A 16,734-nucleotide genomic window follows, 5' to 3' on the forward strand; every position below is an offset into this window, starting at 1 on the left:
TCCTAAACTACTCCTGCTTTCGTTGGGTATTTTGTACCTTTGTGCAAAAGTTGGATTATGAAGTTAGCACTATTGACCATAGGTCTATTGGCATTGGCATTTGCTGGAATCGCCATTAAAATCTGGGGTAAAAAAGATGGAAAGTTTGCCGGAACGTGTGCAAGCCAAAACCCTTACCTAAACAAAGAAGGTGAAGCTTGTGGTTTCTGCGGAAAACAGCCAGACGAACAAGAGTGCAAGAGAGATTCCATGCCAGAACTTCAGTAACCCTCCTTTTGCAACGCTTATTGCAAAACCACATTTTTGGAGAAAACCGAGCAGTTCATTAAGGAAAACATTGAAAAAGCCAAGCAGGGCAATCAGATTGCCTTTAGTACGCTTTTGGATACCTTTTGGAATGATGTATATGGTTTTCAGTTGATGCGCACCAAAAATGAAAATGATGCCGAGGACATTACCATCCGAACCTTTTCAAGGGCTTTTGACAAAATAGACACTTACGATGACACCTACGAGTTCAAAACTTGGCTCATCACCATCTCCAAAAATTTACATGTAGACCTTATTCGCAAAAGAAAGCGAAGTCTCTTGGATGAAATGGATTCCAAAGGCGACGAGGTAAAAAAAGTCTTGGACGAAACTCCTTCTGTGGAAGACCAATTGATCATTGAACAAAATCTTGCCAACTTGTTGCGGGACATCAAAAAATTGAAACCACACTATCAAAAGGTCATCAATCTGAGGTATTTTAACGAGTTGAGCTATGCCGATATCGCCAAAGAACTCAACGAACCCATGAACAATATCAAGGTAAAACTCCTGCGTGCCAAGAAGCTTTTGGCCGAAATCATTAAGAAAAAGTGAGTCGTTCTAAGACTACTGGTTTCCTTCCCAGTTTCGTATCTTTGTATCTCTAATTTTGTTGTATGAGCATAAGTTTAGCGGAAAATGTACATCCACCAAAAGGAAAACCAAAATGGCTTCGGGTAAAGCTCCCAACAGGGAAAAAATACACCCAGTTACGAGGTCTGGTGGACAAGTATGACCTGCATACTATCTGCACCTCAGGAAGTTGCCCCAATATGGGCGAATGCTGGGGAGAAGGTACGGCTACCTTTATGATATTAGGGAACATTTGCACCCGTTCCTGTGGATTCTGTGGTGTAAAAACTGGTAGACCCGAAAGCGTGGATTGGGCCGAACCCGAAAAGGTGGCACGCTCCATAAAAATCATGAACATTAAGCATGCCGTTCTCACCTCTGTGGACCGGGACGATTTAAAAGATATGGGCTCTATTATCTGGGCCGAAACCGTGAAAGCGGTCAGGAGAATGAACCCAGAAACCACCATGGAAACCCTTATCCCAGATTTTCAGGGCATTGAAACCCATTTGGATAGAATTTTGCAAGTTGCTCCCGAGGTCATCTCTCACAATATGGAAACGGTAAGAAGACTCACCCGTGAAGTTCGGATTCAGGCCAAATATGACAGAAGTTTGGAAGTTTTAAACTATTTGAAGAAAAACGGGGCCAATAGGACCAAATCTGGTATCATGCTGGGCTTGGGAGAAGAAGAAAATGAGGTGATTGCCACCATGGAAGATCTTAGAAGCGTAGATGTAGACGTGGTAACCATTGGACAATATTTACAACCTTCCAAAAAACACCTTCCTGTAAAACAGTTCATTTTGCCCGAACAGTTTAAAAAATATGAGGAAATTGGATTGGAAATGGGCTTTAGACATGTGGAGAGTGGCGCTTTGGTGAGATCCTCCTATAAGGCTCATAAACATATACACTAGGTCGTTTGACCGTCCCCTATCATGAAAAATATTGTAATCGGTATAAATGGCTTTGGCCGAATTGGCCGAACCCTTTTTAGACTGCTTCAAAACCATCCAAATATTAGCGTGGCAGTCATCAATGATTTGGCAGATGCCAAAACCTTGGCGCACCTTCTAAAATATGACAGCATTCATGGCTCATTGAGTGATGAAGTGCAATCTGATGGTAATAATATAACGGTCAAAGGCAAAAAAATCAACGTTCTAAATCATCAACATCCAAAAGATATCGATTGGAAGGCCCATGGTGTAGACCTTGTAGTTGAATCCACCGGAAAGTTCAAGAAAAGGCAGGATTTGGAGTTTCACCTAAAAAATGGCGCCAAAAAGGTAATTCTTTCTGTTCCACCTGACGATGAATTCATAAAAATGGTAGTCCTAGGGGTGAACCAAGAGATTATTGGCCCAGAGGATGACATCATCTCTAATGCTTCTTGCACCACCAACAATGCGGCACCCATGATTAAGGTGGTAAACGAACTTTGTGGCATTGAGCAGGCCTATATCACCACAGTGCATTCCTACACCTCGGACCAAAGGCTTCATGATGGCCCACATCGTGATTTAAGAAGGTCCCGCGCTGCGGCACAATCGATTATACCCACCACAACAGGTGCAGCCAAGGCCTTAACCAAGATTTTTCCCGAACTGTCTGATGTTATTGGAGGTTGTGGCATTCGCGTACCCGTACCCAATGGCTCCCTTACAGACATCACTTTTAATGTGAAAAGGGAAACTTCCATTGACGAAATAAATAGTACCTTTAAGAGATTAGCGGAAAATGAACTGAACAACATTCTCCAGTATACGGAAGACCCAATTGTTTCTATCGATATAAACAATAGTTGTCATTCTTGTACGTTTGATTCTTTGATGACCTCCGTGATTGGAAAAATGGTGAAAATTATCGGGTGGTATGACAATGAGACTGGTTATTGTTCCAGAATTGTTGATTTAATAGCTTTGCTTATAAAGAAAGATTACGTTTGACCTCGAACTTACTACACAAATGGATTGGCGTTAGGTCGCTGTTTCTGTTGTGCATGTTAATATGCACCCAAATATCCTTTGGTCAAAATCAAGATGACATTAGTTCTACGGCCAAAGTGCAGGCCATCTTTGATGAATTCACAGAATATAGGCATCAAAACAAGTTGGACCTAGCTTTGGAAACCTTGGATGAGGCTGCTAAAATTGCAGAAAGTAACGAAGATGTAAAACTTTTACTGGATACCTATCATCAATTCGCCCGCTTATATTTGGAAGAAGGTGATAGGGATACCGCTATTTTTTATTGGGATAGGGCCAGCATTCTACTAAAGGATGTCTCATACTCCTACGGCCAAGCCTTTCATCTGTATTTGGACGCAGCACTCCGTTTTGAGGAAGGCAACAACTTTCAATCCCTAAAATCCCTGGAAGAATCCAGAATGCTGAGCAACAACAGAAATCTCAGTAACAATATTCTGCTTTTAGAAGCCTATATTTTTACAAATATTGAAAAATATGACGATGCCATTAAAAACCTTCATGCGCTTATTGTAAACTCAGACGATAAGGAAAGGGCATATCTGGCCACAAAAGCCAACCTACAATTGTCCACAATCAGCATCAAGCTCAATGACATGGAAGAGGGCATTGTCCATTCCAAAGCCGCTTTGGAATTGGCAGAAAAACATGGATTCTCCAAAGAGATAAGAGCAGCGAATGAAGAGTTGTCCAAAATTTATGAATCTATTGGTCGCTATAATGAAGCTTTAAGTTACAACCGAGCGTTAGAGCAAATAAAAGACTCCATTTTTACTATTGAAAAGGCCAAACTTGATGCCGACAAAGCCGACAAACTACGGTTTGAGCACCAGATGAACGAAATAAACAAGCTCACAGCCAAGAATGAGGAATTGAGCGAATCCAAAAACCGTTCAGAAATCACAGCGATTTTAACTTCCGCTTTTTTAACAATCATCTCATTGCTCGCAGTATCCCTTTTTAGAAACAACCAAATCAAGTTAAAGACCAACGATTTGTTGTACACCAAAAACAAAGAATTGGAGTTGGCCAGGGATTCAGCGGTTTCGGCCATGGAAGCAAAGACCAATTTCCTTTCAACTGTAACCCACGAGCTTAGAACGCCTTTGTATGCCGTAACCGGCCTCACGCACCTGTTGTTGGAAGAAAATCCGGCCGAACACCAAAAAGAACACCTAAAATCATTAAAGTTTTCAGGAGAATATTTGTTGAACTTCATCAACGACATCCTTCAAATCAACAAAATAGACGCTGACAAACTGGAACCGTTGAGCATTGAGTTTAAACTAGAAAAAGTCCTCGCTGATGTTGTTGATTCCTTGCAACAGAACGCCAATGAAAATAAAACCAAACTCATTTTGGACTATGACCCCAATATTCCTAATCAGCTATTGGGTGACCCTATAAAACTATCGCAAATCTTCATGAATCTCGTAGGTAATGCCCTAAAATTCACCAAGAATGGAAAGGTTGAAGTCATTGCCAAATTATTGAAAAAAGAAGAAGACCAAGTAAAACTATATTTTGAGGTTAGGGACAACGGCATTGGAATTTCCGAAGATCAGCAGAAAAACATTTTCGATAGTTTTGAGCAGGGCTCCATCCAAATTAACCGTGAATATGGAGGTACTGGCTTGGGTCTTACCATCGTTAAAAGTTTACTCGGACTCTTTGGCAGTACCATTCAATTGGAAAGTGAGATTGACCACGGTAGTTCTTTCTTTTTTGAAATGGACCTTAAATGTGATGAGAAAGCCATTGATGAGGTTAGCTTTGAATTGAATCCGGAAGAGTTTGACTTTAAAGGACTTCATATATTGATTGTAGAGGACAATAAGATCAATCAGGTGATTACCAAGAAAATGCTCACCAAAAAAGAGATTACCTGCGATATTGCAAATAACGGTAACGAAGCCATTGACTTGGCCAAGGCCAATACGTATGATTGTATTTTAATGGATATTCACATGCCTGGCATCAGCGGTGAGGAGGCTACGCGCCAAATTCGAAAATTTGACCCAGACATACCCATTATTGCTTTGACCGCAATTTCTTTGGATGATAGTCTGGACAGTTTCTACAAAGCTGGATGTAATGATGTGGTCACCAAACCCTTTAAACCAGAGGTATTCTATCAAAAGATTGGTGAAAACATTTCCAAAAGTAAGATGCAGGGGCTCATTTAAATCAAACTTTTAAGGGTTGTCTCTAAAAACAAATGGTCCTCAGTACCAAAACTATGGGCCACTTCCACATAAAATAGATTTTTGACTCGACCCTGTAATCGCACATAGTCCTTTTCTGTAGTGAGAATCAAAGCATGGTCCCTGAACTTTTGTATATCACTTTCCGAAAAATGATGATGATCTCCAAACTTGTAATGCTCAAATTCCACCCCCTCAGATTGTAAGTACTGCACCAAAGGTTCTGGTTGTGCTATACCCGTAACTAAGGTCACCTTCTTTTTCCGAACATCAGACAAGCTCAGAGTTCCCACCTCCCCTTTTAAAATAGTGCTGTATTCCAAAGTGGCGAACAGTACTTTTTGATGTGGTAGCGGTTTTAGTTTATGCTGAATCCTATTTTTCTCCGATTGGGACAAATTCTTGGGACATTTGGTAACAATAATGCAATCGGCACGTTTAGCTTCTCTCTTGCTATCGCGAAGGTCTCCCGTAGGAAGATACCAATCATCCACATAAAGATTACCATACCTGGTCAAAAGAATGGAAAAATTAGGTTTCACCCTTCTGTGCTGAAATGCATCGTCCAGTAAAATAAGTTCTGGCTTTACTTTATTTTCCAGTTGCGTGATACCATTCCTTCGGTCCGCATCCACGGCCACAGTGATTTCAGAAAATTTTTGGTGCAATTGATAGGGCTCATCGCCCAAATCCAAAACGGAACTGTTATCATCGGCCCATAAAAAACCTTTGGACTGCCTTTTATACCCCCGACTCAATACCGCAATGGTATGCCCCTCGAACATACGAACTAAAAATTCAATCATTGGGGTTTTTCCTGTTCCACCAACACTTAAATTGCCAACACACAACGTTGGGGTTTTACAAGTATGGGATTTGAATACACCTGTGTCGTATAGAAAATTTCGCAAATGCACCACTAGGCCATAGACCAAAGAAAACGGAAACGCTATTTTACGGAGCAATTGCAACATGGGACGAAAATATAATATTTTATCTTTAGCCTACTTAAGAAAAACAAATGACCGTAAAGGATATCACAAAAATACTGGAAGAGCTGGCTCCCTTAGCCCATGCGGAGGATTTTGATAATGTAGGGTTGTTGGTAGGTGACCCAAATATGACCGTAAATGGCATATTGGTAACCTTGGACACTTTGGAAAACGTTGTGGATGAGGCAATTTCAAAAAAATACAATCTCATCGTCAGTTTCCACCCCATTATCTTTTCTGGGCTAAAAAAACTCACGGGAAGTAATTATGTACAACGGGTTGTTATGAAGGCAATTGCCAACAACATTGCCATTTATAGCATGCACACTGCGTTGGATAATAGTAAAAATGGGGTCAACGCCAAAATTTGTGAGGTCCTGGGCATAGAAAATCCTAAAATACTGATTCCCAAGTCAGGAACCATAAAAAAATTGACTACCTACGCCCCCATAAATGAGGCGGAAACGGTAAAATCTTCTCTTTTTGCAGCAGGAGCGGGTGAAATTGGAAAATACAGCAATTGTAGTTTCAGTCTGGAAGGTTCGGGTACTTTTATGGCTGGGGAAGAAGCAAACCCCACTATTGGGGATATCGGAAAGGTTCATGTGGAGAACGAAGTCCAAATCAACGTAATTTTCTCTTTTGAAAAAGAGCAGCAAATCTTGAACGCTCTTTTTGATGCACATTCCTATGAAGAAGTGGCATATGAAATCTCCGTCCTCCAAAATATAAATCAAGATATCGGAATCGGTATGGTAGGTACCTTGAAGACCGAGATGGATGAAATTGAATTTTTGGAATACGTAAAAACCAAAATGAATGCCTCCGTTGTCCGTCACACCAGATTACTGGGCAAAAAGGTAAAACGGGTTGCTGTTTTGGGAGGAAGTGGTGCTTTTGCCATTTCGGCGGCCAAAAAAGCCAAAGCGGATGTTTTCATCACGTCTGACCTAAAATACCACCAGTTTTTTGAAGCCGAAAACCAACTTGTTCTTGCGGATATTGGGCACTTTGAAACTGAGCAGTTTACAAAAGATTTATTGGTTGATTATCTTACAAAAAAAATTCCTAATTTTGCAGTCTCTTTATCGGAGAGTAAAACAAATCCCATCAAGTATTTATAAACAATATGGCGAACAAAAAAGAAAGCACCGTGGAAGAAAAATTAAGAGCATTGTACGATCTACAGCTCATTGATTCCAGGGTTGATGAAATACGCAATGTGCGGGGAGAACTCCCATTGGAAGTACAGGACTTGGAAGATGAGGTACTTGGCCTTAAAACCCGTATGGACAAACTAAAAACAGACGTTGAGACCATTAATTTTGAGATTACGGCCAAAAAGAATCTCATTGAGGAGTCCAAAGCACTTATTAAAAAATATGCGGAACAGCAAAAGAATGTCCGTAACAGCCGTGAGTTCAACTCCTTGAGCAAAGAGGTTGAGTTCCAAGAATTGGAAATTCAATTGGCGGAAAAGAACATTAAGGAGTTCAAGGCCCAAATTGAACAGAAAAAGGAAGTTATCGCTGAAACCAAAGAAAAGCTTTCTGAGCGCGAAGGTCACTTAAAGCACAAAAAAGGGGAACTGGATGCTATTCTTGCTGAAACAGAAAAAGAAGAAAAAGCTCTTTTGAAAAAGTCAGAAGAGTTTGAAGAAAAAATTGAAGATCGTTTAGTTCAAGCCTACAAAAGAATTCGTACCAATGTAAAAAATGGTCTTGCCGTGGTTCCTGTGGAGCGTGGTGCATCTGGAGGTTCGTTCTTCACTATTCCACCCCAAGTTCAGGTAGAGATTGCTTCCCGTAAAAAAATCATTACGGATGAACACAGTGGACGGATTTTGGTAGACCCACTTTTGGCAGAAGAAGAACAAGAAAGAATGCAGAATATGTTTGCGAAACTGTAAACATTTGCATTTCCTTTAAAAATAAAAGCCACCTTTTGGTGGCTTTTTTGTTTTCTTTCATTTATGGCATTTCAAAGGAGTTTACGACTGAGAAATCTATTTCCACTGCTTTTTAGATTTCTAGCTTTGCTCGAAATGACAAAAGCATTTTCAAGATTGTCATGCCGAACTTGTTTCGGCATCTCATTTCAGAATACATCTTCGATCAAATTCGTGGGGTTCGTGTCAAACTTTAAAAAGATGTCTCGACTGCGCTCGACATGACAACAAGACCCTAAAAATCCTTTCTAACTATCGCCCAATAGTTCCAGAATCTTGTTTTCTACTTCCTTGGTTTCCCATTCCGACTCAATATTTGGCATTTTCAATACCTCTTTCATAATTGATTCTTGCTCATCCCCTATGGCCAGTGCTTCGGTATACGGCCTTTCGGAGAAAGTAACCCTGGAATAAACGGGAATCCATTTGTCTGGATGTTTAGTGGAAAACCACTTTTCAATCTTCTTTTGTAATAGAAATTTAGGGTCAGCCGTTTTACTGCTCATCTCCACAAAGTTTCGGTAACTAAGCTCGGCAATGGCATCCGCATTGGGTTTTCGCTCCTCTTGGTACTTCTCAAAAATAGTATTCCAATCATCACCATGAGCTTCCATAAATTCATTCAACACATAAATATCCTCAAACCCAGCGTTCATCCCCTGCCCATAAAACGGAACAATGGCATGGGCCGAATCGCCAACCAAGGCCACTTTGTCCCAATAGGTCCACGGGTAACATTTCATGGTGACCATGGCACTGGTTGGGTTTTTGAAAAAATCCTGGGATAGGTTTTCAATATCCTTTCTGACATTGGGAAAATACGTAGCAAAAAACATTCGCGCTGCTTCTTCCGTAGTGATGCTTTCAAAAGAGACCTCCCCTTCAAAAGGTAAAAACAGCGTACAAGTAAAACTTCCATCTATATTGGGCATGGCAATGAGCATGAACTTGCCCCTTGGCCAAATATGGAACGAATTTTTATCCAATTTATGAGTTCCATCCTCATTGGCAGGTATGGTCAATTCCTTATAGCCCACATCGATGAAATCTTGGGAATAATCAAATCGGCTACGTCGCTGCATTTTGTGACGTACCCTTGAAAAGGCTCCATCACACCCGAAAATAATATCATATTGGTATTCCTTCCACTCGCTTTTTTCGGTTTCTCCAGTGTATATTTTGGCTTCGGGAAGGTTTACATCCCATACTTTTTCATTGAACCGGAATTCAACCCCCGCTTCCTCGGCCAAATCAATCATTTTTTTATTGAGGATTCCTCGAGAAATGGACCAAATGGCCTCACCCTCTTTCCCATATTTCTGAAAATAGACGGGTTTATCATTTACGTGCATTGCCCTTTTATCCAAGGGAATGGCAATTTCCTTGATGCGTTCTTCCAAACCAACTTTTCGCAAAGAACGCCATCCTCTATTGCTCATGGCCAAGTTAATGGAGCGGCCCGAAAATTTAATAGTCCTAATATCCGGTCTACGATCAAAAACCGTAACCGAATGTCCTTTTTTACGTAGATAAATGGCTAAGAGAGAACCCACCAATCCGGAACCGATGATGGCTATGTTTTTTGGCGTCTGTGTCATAAATGCCCAATGGCGAATTCCAATTACCCTGTAAAAATACGCAAATTGGGCGGCTTTAGCAGTTTCTACATTTTAAATTGAAAATCAACACATTACGAATTCAAACGCCAAGAGCAACCAATATATCACTCATTTTTAACACTTCTTTAAAGTCTGGTGACATCTTTGTTGCCGTATATATGTTAAATAAAATATTCCGCTTCGGCGTCCATATATATGCAAAAAGTCCTTCACAAAAACTTGCGAAGGACTTTTTCCCTTTTTAAGGTATTTTTATCTTATTTCAAGATTTCATCCACAATTCCGTATTCCACAGATTCTTCGGCACCCATCCAATAATCGCGATCAAAATCCTTCATGACCTTATCAAAAGGTTGACCACAGTTTTCAGCCAAAATCTTTGCGCCCAATTCCTTGGTTTTAATGATTTCCTTGGCCTGAATCTCAATATTGGAAGCCTGACCTCGTGCTCCACCACTAGGTTGGTGAATCATAACCCGTGCATGGGGTTGAATGAATCGTCTCCCCTTTTTTCCAACGGATAAAAGAATGGACCCCATAGATGCTGCCAAACCGGAACAGACTGTTGAAACGGGACTTTTAAGTTGTTTTATGGTGTCGTAAATAGCAAAACCGGAGGTAACATACCCTCCAGGGCTATTGATAATCAGTTGAATTTCCTTGTTATTTTGCAAATCCAAGTACAGTAGACGATCTATGACGTGCTTTGCGGAATCATCATCCACCATTCCCCACAAAAACACCTTGCGTTCTTCTAACAGTTTTTCTTGGATCAATTCTTGAACCTTTCCTTTCTTTTGACTCATTTTTTATGTGTTGAAAGTTTCAAAAATAATCAAATTCCGAGGAAATATTGGTGGATAATCTGCTTTTGTCCAAATACCGGTTCTACGATCTAATTTCCACCTTTTGAGCAACCACATCTTTGATGGGTATCACAAATTTTCCTGCCTTGGTTACTAACGTAAGGCTGTTGTTCTCAATGGCCTCAATAGTCCCGGAATCATCGCCAATGGTTATTTTGTCGCCCACAGCATAGGTTTTCCGAGTGTAGTAAGACCGAAGGATATCCGCTATTACATCTTTGGAGCCCAATCCCAACCCTAGACCAAAAGCCAATAAAAAGGAACCTAATATCAATGTTATGTTGTTGGTAATGATGGTAGTATCAACCCCGGCTTGGTTCAAAGCCGTAATTGACATAAAAATCACAATGATGTAAAACAATAGGTTGCTCACCAAATTGGAACCGCCCAATTCCAATGAATCAAACAAACGTTTTAAAGTGTTTTTTACCAAATTCCCAATATAAAAACCAATCATGAGCAGTACTAAAGCACTAAAGAATCTAGGCAAATAGCGCAAAAGCACTCCTATTTCGTTGGATAAAACGCCCCAGTTGAGAATATCGGCAGCTACAATCAGGAATACCAGCAATAGTCCCCATTTTACAAAACCTAGAATAATTTTTACAATATCAATTTTAAAATCCCCCTTGCCAAATATATCCATGTCATTGATGCGTTCACTCAGCGCACTAACTTTGGTGAGTTTTAAAATTTTTCCCAAAAGGAAAAGGACAATTTTTATGACCAACCATCCCACAATAAGAATGGTGATGGCTCCTATGATTTTGGGAAAAACGGTGGCTATCTCCTTTCCCATCGATGAAAATGAATTAATAGTAAGATCTTTCCAATTGTTTAGTGTCTCCATAGTTGTTGTTTATTTATGTTGTAGTTAGTTGTTGTCTCCCGAGGTTCTGAAAAGCTTTCGCAGAGCACTGCCCACGTTTAGGGAAAAGAGTGAGGCCAAGTCCATGATCAACTTTGCCGCGGCAATATCGTTCATCACTTTTTGCTTCATTTCTGGAGGGGCCTCCTTTAGTGAGGCCTCCAATTGTTTGAACGGGTTCCTGTGTTGCTTTGCCATCTATTGTAGGGTGTTATAGATTTCCATTAATTTTTCCTTTGCGCGCTTTAACCGCATTTTCACCGCACTCTCCCCAATCTCCATTAGACTTACCAATTCTTTGATACTGGCACCGTCTTGATACTTTAACAGTAAAAGAGATTTATCTTCAGCTGATATTTGCTCCAAGGCCTTTTTCAGCTTTTCTGCCTTCATTTCATACAAGCTCTGATCAGGAACCTCAGCCTTCAACTTGTATTCGGTTTCATCAACAGGAATTGATTTATCCCGCATTTTTCGTTGCTTGTTCCGGTTTACATAGTTGACGCAAAAATTATAAGTGAAAGAATATAACCACGTTGAGAATTTTGACTTGCCTTTGAATGTCTTCAACTTAATGAACAACTGCAAAAAGACATCTTGGGTCAAGTCTTCGGCCTCGCTATCAGATTTGGCAAAACCATAACACTTGTTGTACACCATTTTGGCATAGCGGTCATACAACCGCCCAAACAGTAAGGGGTCATTGTTTGCTACAATACGTTCCACTAATTCCTCATCCGATAGATGGGCACACACGTCTTCCGTTTCCAAAGATGCTCTGTCGGGGTTACTTATAACTATTAGAAACAGCTTTTTTAGAAAAGTCACACGAATGGGTTGATTTATTTAATCTGTCGAGAAAATGGCGCGCAAGATATCAAAAACATGGTATATTTGATTAAAAATCAGACATGAAGACCATCCATCCATTGTTTATCTTTTCAATCATACTTTTTACCGGTTGCAAAACCGAACCCAAGAAAGCTTCTACCGAAGCTGAACCCATGGTCGAAAAAAACATTCCTGAAAAAATTGCTGCCGCGCACGGATATGAACATTGGAAATCCGTTTCTGAAATCACTTTCACCTTTAACGTGGATAGGGACACCACCCATTTTGAGCGTAATTGGGTTTGGAAACCTAAAATGAATGAGGTCACAGCCATTTCGGGTGCCGATACGTTGACCTATAATAGAGCTTCCATGGATAGCACCGCCTATAAAAGGAATGCAGGTTTCGTGAATGACCGCTATTGGCTTTTAGCTCCTTTTAATTTGATATGGGACGCTAACAGCTATACGTTTGAACATTCGGAAGCTGAAAAAGCACCCATCAGTGGGGAAGACATGCAAAAATTGACCATTGTCTACAAAAATGAAGGTGGCTATACGCCCGGTGATGCCTATGATTTTTACTTTAAGGATGATCACATTCTTAGGGAATGGGTGTACCGAAAATCAAACCAAGAGGAGCCCTCCTTGGCCACCACTTGGGAAAATTACACCGAAATAGAGGGAGTAAAAATAGCGCAAGACCATAAAAAAGAGGATGGTAGCTTTCACCTCTATTTTACGGGTTTGTCAGTAACCGATTAACACGACTTATTTTCTTTTTTTACCAAGAAAAAACGTAATCCCCAACACAAACAAAATACAGCCTAGTAGTACAGAGAAGCTATAGACAAGGGAGGTGGTTTCGGCAACAAATCCAAGGACAACGGGCCCCAACAAAAAGCCGATATACCCCGAACCTGCAATAAAGGCTATCCCTTGTGAGCTATCCACGCCTTTTACATTGCCCCCAATACGGAACAATTCGGGCACAATTACCGAAAAACCAAGTCCATTAAATGCAAAACCAATAATGGACCATGTCGTATGCTGGGTCAAAATCAATACATAGCCAAAAGCAGCAATAAGTGCACCCAAGCCTACTATTTTTATGGGACCTATGATGGCGCTAATGCCATCGCCCAAGAATCTGCCTATGGTCATAGTGATGGAAAAGGCTAAAAATCCGGCTCCTATTAGCATTTCAGGGGCCAAAACCACCTCTTTTAGATACAACGCACTCCAATCCACAATAGCCCCTTCGCAGGCATAACAGATAAACCCAATAATTCCCAAAAGTAGTAAGGGCCTAAAAAGTCTCAAGCTGAACGGTTCTTTCTCTGCCGGAGCGGCAACAATATTAATGTAGTGTTTTTTGAAATAAAAATTAATGAAGAACACCACCATAACCGAAATTCCCATATGCAAAACAGGATTTCCAATCACGGGAATCAGAAAACTACCGAGACCTACCAAAATTCCACCTAAACTAAAAAAGCCATGTGCCGCCGACATAAAGTTTTGTTTGTCCTCCTTCTCAATCTCAGTGACCAAGGTGTTAATGGCAATATCCGTAAAACCTGTACCTGCACCAAAAAGGTACAAAGCGCCCATCAACATGTAGTAATTTGGGGCCAAAAGAGGCAACAGGGCCACAAGAGAAACACACACAACCCCTATCCATGATGCCTTTCCCACCCCTATTCTGTTGATAAGTTTGGAGGCCATGGGAAAAATGGTAAAAACACCGAGCGACAAGCAAAAAAGGGCAATACCAAGATCGGCATTGTCTATTCCCAGCTTTTCTTTGACGGAGGGAATATAAATAGCCCACGTTCCAAACCAAATATTAACACTGGCAAAAATCCATGAAGGACCAAAATATCTTGGATTGGAGAGAATGAGCAACAATGACCGCATAAGATTGGCTAATTTAAAGCAAGGCTATCTACTTTTGCAGGATGCCCTGCTTTAATATTTGCCCAAAATTGTACATATCCGAATAAGAGCAATAAAAAGGGGCCGGAGCCAATCGGATGACATTGGGTTCCCTCCAATCGGTGATAACACCATTTTTCATGAGATAATCAAACAATGACCGACCTTCACCATGCAAAAAGACAGAAAGCTGACAACCGCGCTCTTTGGGGGTGATAATCTCAAATGAACTCTCCACCTGTTTATCTATTTCATGCAGAACAAACTCCAAGTAGGCCGTGAGGGTCTTTTGTTTTTCAATGAGGTTATCCATACCGACTTCATCAAACAGTTCCAGTGAAGCTAAATACGGTGCAAGCGACAGTATGGGAGGGTTACTTAGTTGCCAAGCATCCGCAGATTCAATAGGGTCAAACTCCGGTTCCATTAAAAATCGGGTTTCCTTTTTGGTACCCCACCATCCTTCAAAGCGCGGAACATCTTTTTTACCCAAATGTTTTTCGTGTACAAAAATACCTGAGGCATTTCCGGGCCCACTGTTCATGTATTTGTAACTGCACCAGGCTGCAAAATCGGCATCCCAATCGTGCAATTTCAATTTTACGTTGCCCACGGCATGGGCCAAATCCCAACCTACAAAGGCCCCAACAGATTTGCCCGCTTTGGTGATGGCCTCCATATCCAACACCTGACCGTTGTAATAATTTACGCCGCCCATTAGAACTAAAGCCAACTCCTCACCTACTTCTTCTATCTTTTCGAGGATGTCCTCAGTTCGCCAAAAATGTTCCCCTTCCCGTTTTTTCACCTCTACTAAAGCGTCTTTTGGGTCCAAACCATGGAATCGCAACTGACTTTGCAACATATACTGATCGGAAGGAAATGCTTTTTCCTCACACAGAATTTTATAGCGTTTTGCGCTAGGGCGATAAAAGGAAACCATTAAAAGATGCAGGTTCACCGTTAGGGTATTCATCACCGAAACTTCTTTTGCACTTGCCCCAACCACCTTACCTAAACCTGCTGCCAATCGCTCGTGATAATCCCACCACGGTTTGTCTGCATAAAAATGACCTTCCACAGCGAGTTCCTTCCAATCCTTCATGACGTCATCCACAAAGGCTTGGGTTCTTTTAGGTTGTAGCCCCAGAGAATTTCCTGTAAAATAGATGACCTCCTTTCCATTCACTTTAGGAAAATGAAATTCCTTGCGGTATTTAAAAAGCTTGTCCTTCGCATCCAACTGTTGTGCGAACTCAAGGGTATTATGGAACGTCATACTTTACTTGATTTGACCCAAAAATACGATTTGTGAATCTAATTTAGGGCACCGTTATCATTCCAACCGCATTTCAATGATATGCTTTTTAAAACCAACTTTTTCATAGGCCTTTATGGCAGGGAGATTATCGTTGTAAACCGTCAACCGAATCTCTTTGAAGCCTTTTTCATGGGACCATTTCTTCAGTTCATCTACAACCAAGGCATTGATACCTTTTCCTCGATATTCCAGGTCAGTGTACATAAACCCCAAATAGGCATAAAATTCATGATCGAGATAATGCCGCGCCCGTTTTGAAATGGCATAACCCGATGATACCACCTTCTCTTCCACTTCGGCCACAATAACACAGCTATCATCATCCAAAATCATCTGTTTGAGGTTATAATAGCTCACGGGGTCTTCCTTGATAGTCACATCAAAAGGGCGTTCTGACGTAATGATGCCTTGTTCAAATTGGAGTAGTATGGGCAGGTCGTCCAAAGTGGCATTTCGAATTGTAATTTGGTCTGAAGTCATTTCAATTGAGGGTACAAGTTCTCTCCGAATGTACTTCTTTTATCTATTTTTGAAAAAATAAACCTTGATTGAGCAACTACTTGAATTAATAGCAGATTTTTTCGGTAGAACCCAAAAGCTCAAATAAAAGATTGTTTCGTAACTGATTTATCGCTAAATTGAACCATAATTAATACTATTGGTTCATTATGGGGGTTATTAGAAAATCCATAACATTTACCGAACAGCAGGATGCTTTTGTCAAAAGCTTGATTGAACAAGGCTTTTACACCAACGACAGTGAATATATTAGGGATATAATCCGAAAAGACCAAGAGCGCAGAAAGAGCATAGTTGACCTGAATGATGCACTGATAGAGGGAATAGAGAGCGGTCCATCCGATGCTACAATAGATAGCATTTGGGAAGAAGCCATGAATGAGTTCAATGGCGGTAAATAGCTATATAATCAGTGCTAAGGCAAAGGCTGATATAAAAGCTATTGCCAAGTACACCATCGAAAAATTCGGTGAAGGACAATCCCTAAAATATGCCCAGGGTCTTAAAATCACTTTACAAGAATTGGCCCAGAACCCCGAATTGGGCAAAAGATACGTTGCCGTAAAGAATCGTATGCTTTTAAGATATAGGTATAAATCACACGTGATTTTTTACCATATCGAGGAAAAAAGTATCTTCATAGTCCGGGTTTTAGGGGGAAGAATGTACTTTCCAAAGCACCTAAAGTAAGTTTAAAGAAGTGATGAGAGAAAAATGCAACTTGAAATGACCGATAGATATTTGAGAAAAAAACCA

19 protein-coding genes are annotated in these 16,734 nt (G+C 40.7%); 10 read left to right on the top strand and 9 right to left on the bottom strand.

All coding sequences use genetic code 11. From position 1 onward, the window contains the following. The first annotated feature begins 57 nt into the window (after positions 1-57). The 5 genes from AB1A65_RS00355 (at position 58) to AB1A65_RS00375 (ending at position 5,059) form a co-directional block, all read left to right on the top strand. Positions 58-267, top strand: coding sequence for a membrane or secreted protein (locus AB1A65_RS00355; protein WP_366584476.1), 210 nt, complete (start codon positions 58-60; stop codon positions 265-267). A gap of 36 nt (positions 268-303) precedes the next feature. After that, positions 304-864 (top strand): sigma-70 family RNA polymerase sigma factor, encoded by a 561-nt coding sequence (locus tag AB1A65_RS00360; protein ID WP_366584478.1) that lies wholly within the window; start codon positions 304-306, stop codon positions 862-864. A gap of 62 nt (positions 865-926) precedes the next feature. Then, on the top strand, positions 927-1,802 hold the full coding sequence (gene lipA, locus AB1A65_RS00365) for a lipoyl synthase (RefSeq protein ID WP_366584480.1): 876 nt from the start codon (positions 927-929) through the stop codon (positions 1,800-1,802). 21 nt (positions 1,803-1,823) lie between these two features. Continuing rightward, positions 1,824-2,834 carry a type I glyceraldehyde-3-phosphate dehydrogenase gene (gene gap, locus AB1A65_RS00370; RefSeq protein WP_366584482.1) on the top strand — a complete coding sequence of 337 codons (1,011 nt, stop codon included), beginning with the start codon at positions 1,824-1,826 and terminating at the stop codon, positions 2,832-2,834. Further along, positions 2,831-5,059, top strand: a complete 2,229-nt coding sequence (locus tag AB1A65_RS00375; protein WP_366584484.1) for a response regulator — start codon at positions 2,831-2,833, stop codon at positions 5,057-5,059. The genes gap and AB1A65_RS00375 overlap by 4 nt, the downstream gene beginning before the upstream one ends. Here AB1A65_RS00375 and lpxK read toward each other — a convergent pair. Beyond that, on the bottom strand, positions 5,056-6,051 hold the full coding sequence (lpxK, locus tag AB1A65_RS00380) for a tetraacyldisaccharide 4'-kinase (RefSeq protein ID WP_366584486.1): 996 nt from the start codon (positions 6,049-6,051) through the stop codon (positions 5,056-5,058). The genes AB1A65_RS00375 and lpxK overlap by 4 nt on opposite strands. Positions 6,052-6,098: 47 nt before the next feature. Between lpxK and AB1A65_RS00385 the strand changes: the two genes are divergently transcribed. Both AB1A65_RS00385 and AB1A65_RS00390 read left to right on the top strand, forming a co-directional pair. Further along, positions 6,099-7,193 (top strand): Nif3-like dinuclear metal center hexameric protein, encoded by a 1,095-nt coding sequence (locus tag AB1A65_RS00385; RefSeq protein WP_366584488.1) that lies wholly within the window; start codon positions 6,099-6,101, stop codon positions 7,191-7,193. Between the two features lie 5 nt (positions 7,194-7,198). After that, positions 7,199-7,978: a C4-type zinc ribbon domain-containing protein gene (locus AB1A65_RS00390; RefSeq protein WP_366584490.1), complete on the top strand. Its 780-nt coding sequence runs from the start codon at positions 7,199-7,201 to the stop codon at positions 7,976-7,978. Positions 7,979-8,265: 287 nt separating this feature from the next. Here AB1A65_RS00390 and AB1A65_RS00395 read toward each other — a convergent pair whose 3' ends face one another. The 5 genes from AB1A65_RS00395 to AB1A65_RS00415 all read right to left on the bottom strand — a co-directional run bounded on the left by AB1A65_RS00395 (position 8,266) and on the right by AB1A65_RS00415 (position 12,141). Further along, the gene (locus AB1A65_RS00395) at positions 8,266-9,615 is read right to left on the bottom strand and encodes an NAD(P)/FAD-dependent oxidoreductase (RefSeq protein WP_366584492.1); all 1,350 of its coding nucleotides are present in this window, start codon (positions 9,613-9,615) and stop codon (positions 8,266-8,268) included. A gap of 278 nt (positions 9,616-9,893) precedes the next feature. Beyond that, a complete protein-coding gene (locus tag AB1A65_RS00400) occupies positions 9,894-10,442 on the bottom strand; it encodes an ATP-dependent Clp protease proteolytic subunit (protein ID WP_366584494.1) in 549 nt (182 codons plus the stop codon). 82 nt (positions 10,443-10,524) lie between these two features. Then, positions 10,525-11,352 carry a hypothetical protein gene (locus AB1A65_RS00405; RefSeq protein WP_366584496.1) on the bottom strand — a complete coding sequence of 276 codons (828 nt, stop codon included), beginning with the start codon at positions 11,350-11,352 and terminating at the stop codon, positions 10,525-10,527. 24 nt (positions 11,353-11,376) lie between these two features. Beyond that, positions 11,377-11,568, bottom strand: coding sequence for a hypothetical protein (locus AB1A65_RS00410; protein WP_366584498.1), 192 nt, complete (start codon positions 11,566-11,568; stop codon positions 11,377-11,379). Continuing rightward, on the bottom strand, positions 11,569-12,141 hold the full coding sequence (locus AB1A65_RS00415) for an RNA polymerase sigma factor (protein WP_366584500.1): 573 nt from the start codon (positions 12,139-12,141) through the stop codon (positions 11,569-11,571). A 140-nt stretch (positions 12,142-12,281) separates the two neighbouring features. On the opposite strand from AB1A65_RS00415, the gene AB1A65_RS00420 reads away from it, so the two are divergent. Further along, a complete protein-coding gene (locus AB1A65_RS00420) occupies positions 12,282-12,965 on the top strand; it encodes a hypothetical protein (protein ID WP_366584502.1) in 684 nt (227 codons plus the stop codon). Between the two features lie 6 nt (positions 12,966-12,971). Here AB1A65_RS00420 and AB1A65_RS00425 read toward each other — a convergent pair whose 3' ends face one another. Genes AB1A65_RS00425 through AB1A65_RS00435 form a run of 3 tightly spaced genes read right to left on the bottom strand, consistent with a single transcriptional unit; the run spans position 12,972 to position 15,939 of the window. Next, positions 12,972-14,120, bottom strand: coding sequence for an MFS transporter (locus tag AB1A65_RS00425; protein WP_366584504.1), 1,149 nt, complete (start codon positions 14,118-14,120; stop codon positions 12,972-12,974). 28 nt (positions 14,121-14,148) lie between these two features. Further along, on the bottom strand, positions 14,149-15,417 hold the full coding sequence (gene kynU, locus AB1A65_RS00430) for a kynureninase (RefSeq protein ID WP_366584506.1): 1,269 nt from the start codon (positions 15,415-15,417) through the stop codon (positions 14,149-14,151). A 57-nt stretch (positions 15,418-15,474) separates the two neighbouring features. After that, positions 15,475-15,939 (bottom strand): GNAT family N-acetyltransferase, encoded by a 465-nt coding sequence (locus tag AB1A65_RS00435; RefSeq protein ID WP_366584508.1) that lies wholly within the window; start codon positions 15,937-15,939, stop codon positions 15,475-15,477. Between the two features lie 188 nt (positions 15,940-16,127). On the opposite strand from AB1A65_RS00435, the gene AB1A65_RS00440 reads away from it, so the two are divergent. Both AB1A65_RS00440 and AB1A65_RS00445 read left to right on the top strand, forming a co-directional pair. Then, positions 16,128-16,379, top strand: coding sequence for a type II toxin-antitoxin system ParD family antitoxin (locus AB1A65_RS00440; protein WP_366584510.1), 252 nt, complete (start codon positions 16,128-16,130; stop codon positions 16,377-16,379). Further along, positions 16,366-16,668: a type II toxin-antitoxin system RelE/ParE family toxin gene (locus AB1A65_RS00445; RefSeq protein WP_366584512.1), complete on the top strand. Its 303-nt coding sequence runs from the start codon at positions 16,366-16,368 to the stop codon at positions 16,666-16,668. The genes AB1A65_RS00440 and AB1A65_RS00445 overlap by 14 nt, the downstream gene beginning before the upstream one ends. Positions 16,669-16,734: the final 66 nt, after the last annotated feature.

Origin of the sequence: Allomuricauda sp. ANG21, assembly GCF_040705235.1 — a bacterium.
Lineage (GTDB): Bacteria > Bacteroidota > Bacteroidia > Flavobacteriales > Flavobacteriaceae > Flagellimonas > Flagellimonas marina.

Bases quoted from the DNA above. Each gene is read 5' to 3' on its own strand.
- AB1A65_RS00355 (WP_366584476.1), top strand. From the start codon at position 58: ATGAAGTTAGCACTATTGACCATAGGTCTATTGGCATTGGCATTTGCT.
- lipA (WP_366584480.1), top strand. From the start codon at position 927: ATGAGCATAAGTTTAGCGGAAAATGTACATCCACCAAAAGGAAAACCA.
- gap (WP_366584482.1), top strand. From the start codon at position 1,824: ATGAAAAATATTGTAATCGGTATAAATGGCTTTGGCCGAATTGGCCGA.
- lpxK (WP_366584486.1), bottom strand. From the start codon at position 6,051: ATGTTGCAATTGCTCCGTAAAATAGCGTTTCCGTTTTCTTTGGTCTAT.
- AB1A65_RS00385 (WP_366584488.1), top strand. From the start codon at position 6,099: ATGACCGTAAAGGATATCACAAAAATACTGGAAGAGCTGGCTCCCTTA.
- AB1A65_RS00390 (WP_366584490.1), top strand. From the start codon at position 7,199: ATGGCGAACAAAAAAGAAAGCACCGTGGAAGAAAAATTAAGAGCATTG.
- AB1A65_RS00395 (WP_366584492.1), bottom strand. From the start codon at position 9,615: ATGACACAGACGCCAAAAAACATAGCCATCATCGGTTCCGGATTGGTG.
- AB1A65_RS00400 (WP_366584494.1), bottom strand. From the start codon at position 10,442: ATGAGTCAAAAGAAAGGAAAGGTTCAAGAATTGATCCAAGAAAAACTG.
- AB1A65_RS00405 (WP_366584496.1), bottom strand. From the start codon at position 11,352: ATGGAGACACTAAACAATTGGAAAGATCTTACTATTAATTCATTTTCA.
- AB1A65_RS00410 (WP_366584498.1), bottom strand. From the start codon at position 11,568: ATGGCAAAGCAACACAGGAACCCGTTCAAACAATTGGAGGCCTCACTA.
- AB1A65_RS00420 (WP_366584502.1), top strand. From the start codon at position 12,282: ATGAAGACCATCCATCCATTGTTTATCTTTTCAATCATACTTTTTACC.
- AB1A65_RS00425 (WP_366584504.1), bottom strand. From the start codon at position 14,120: ATGCGGTCATTGTTGCTCATTCTCTCCAATCCAAGATATTTTGGTCCT.
- kynU (WP_366584506.1), bottom strand. From the start codon at position 15,417: ATGACGTTCCATAATACCCTTGAGTTCGCACAACAGTTGGATGCGAAG.
- AB1A65_RS00435 (WP_366584508.1), bottom strand. From the start codon at position 15,939: ATGACTTCAGACCAAATTACAATTCGAAATGCCACTTTGGACGACCTG.
- AB1A65_RS00440 (WP_366584510.1), top strand. From the start codon at position 16,128: ATGGGGGTTATTAGAAAATCCATAACATTTACCGAACAGCAGGATGCT.
- AB1A65_RS00445 (WP_366584512.1), top strand. From the start codon at position 16,366: ATGGCGGTAAATAGCTATATAATCAGTGCTAAGGCAAAGGCTGATATA.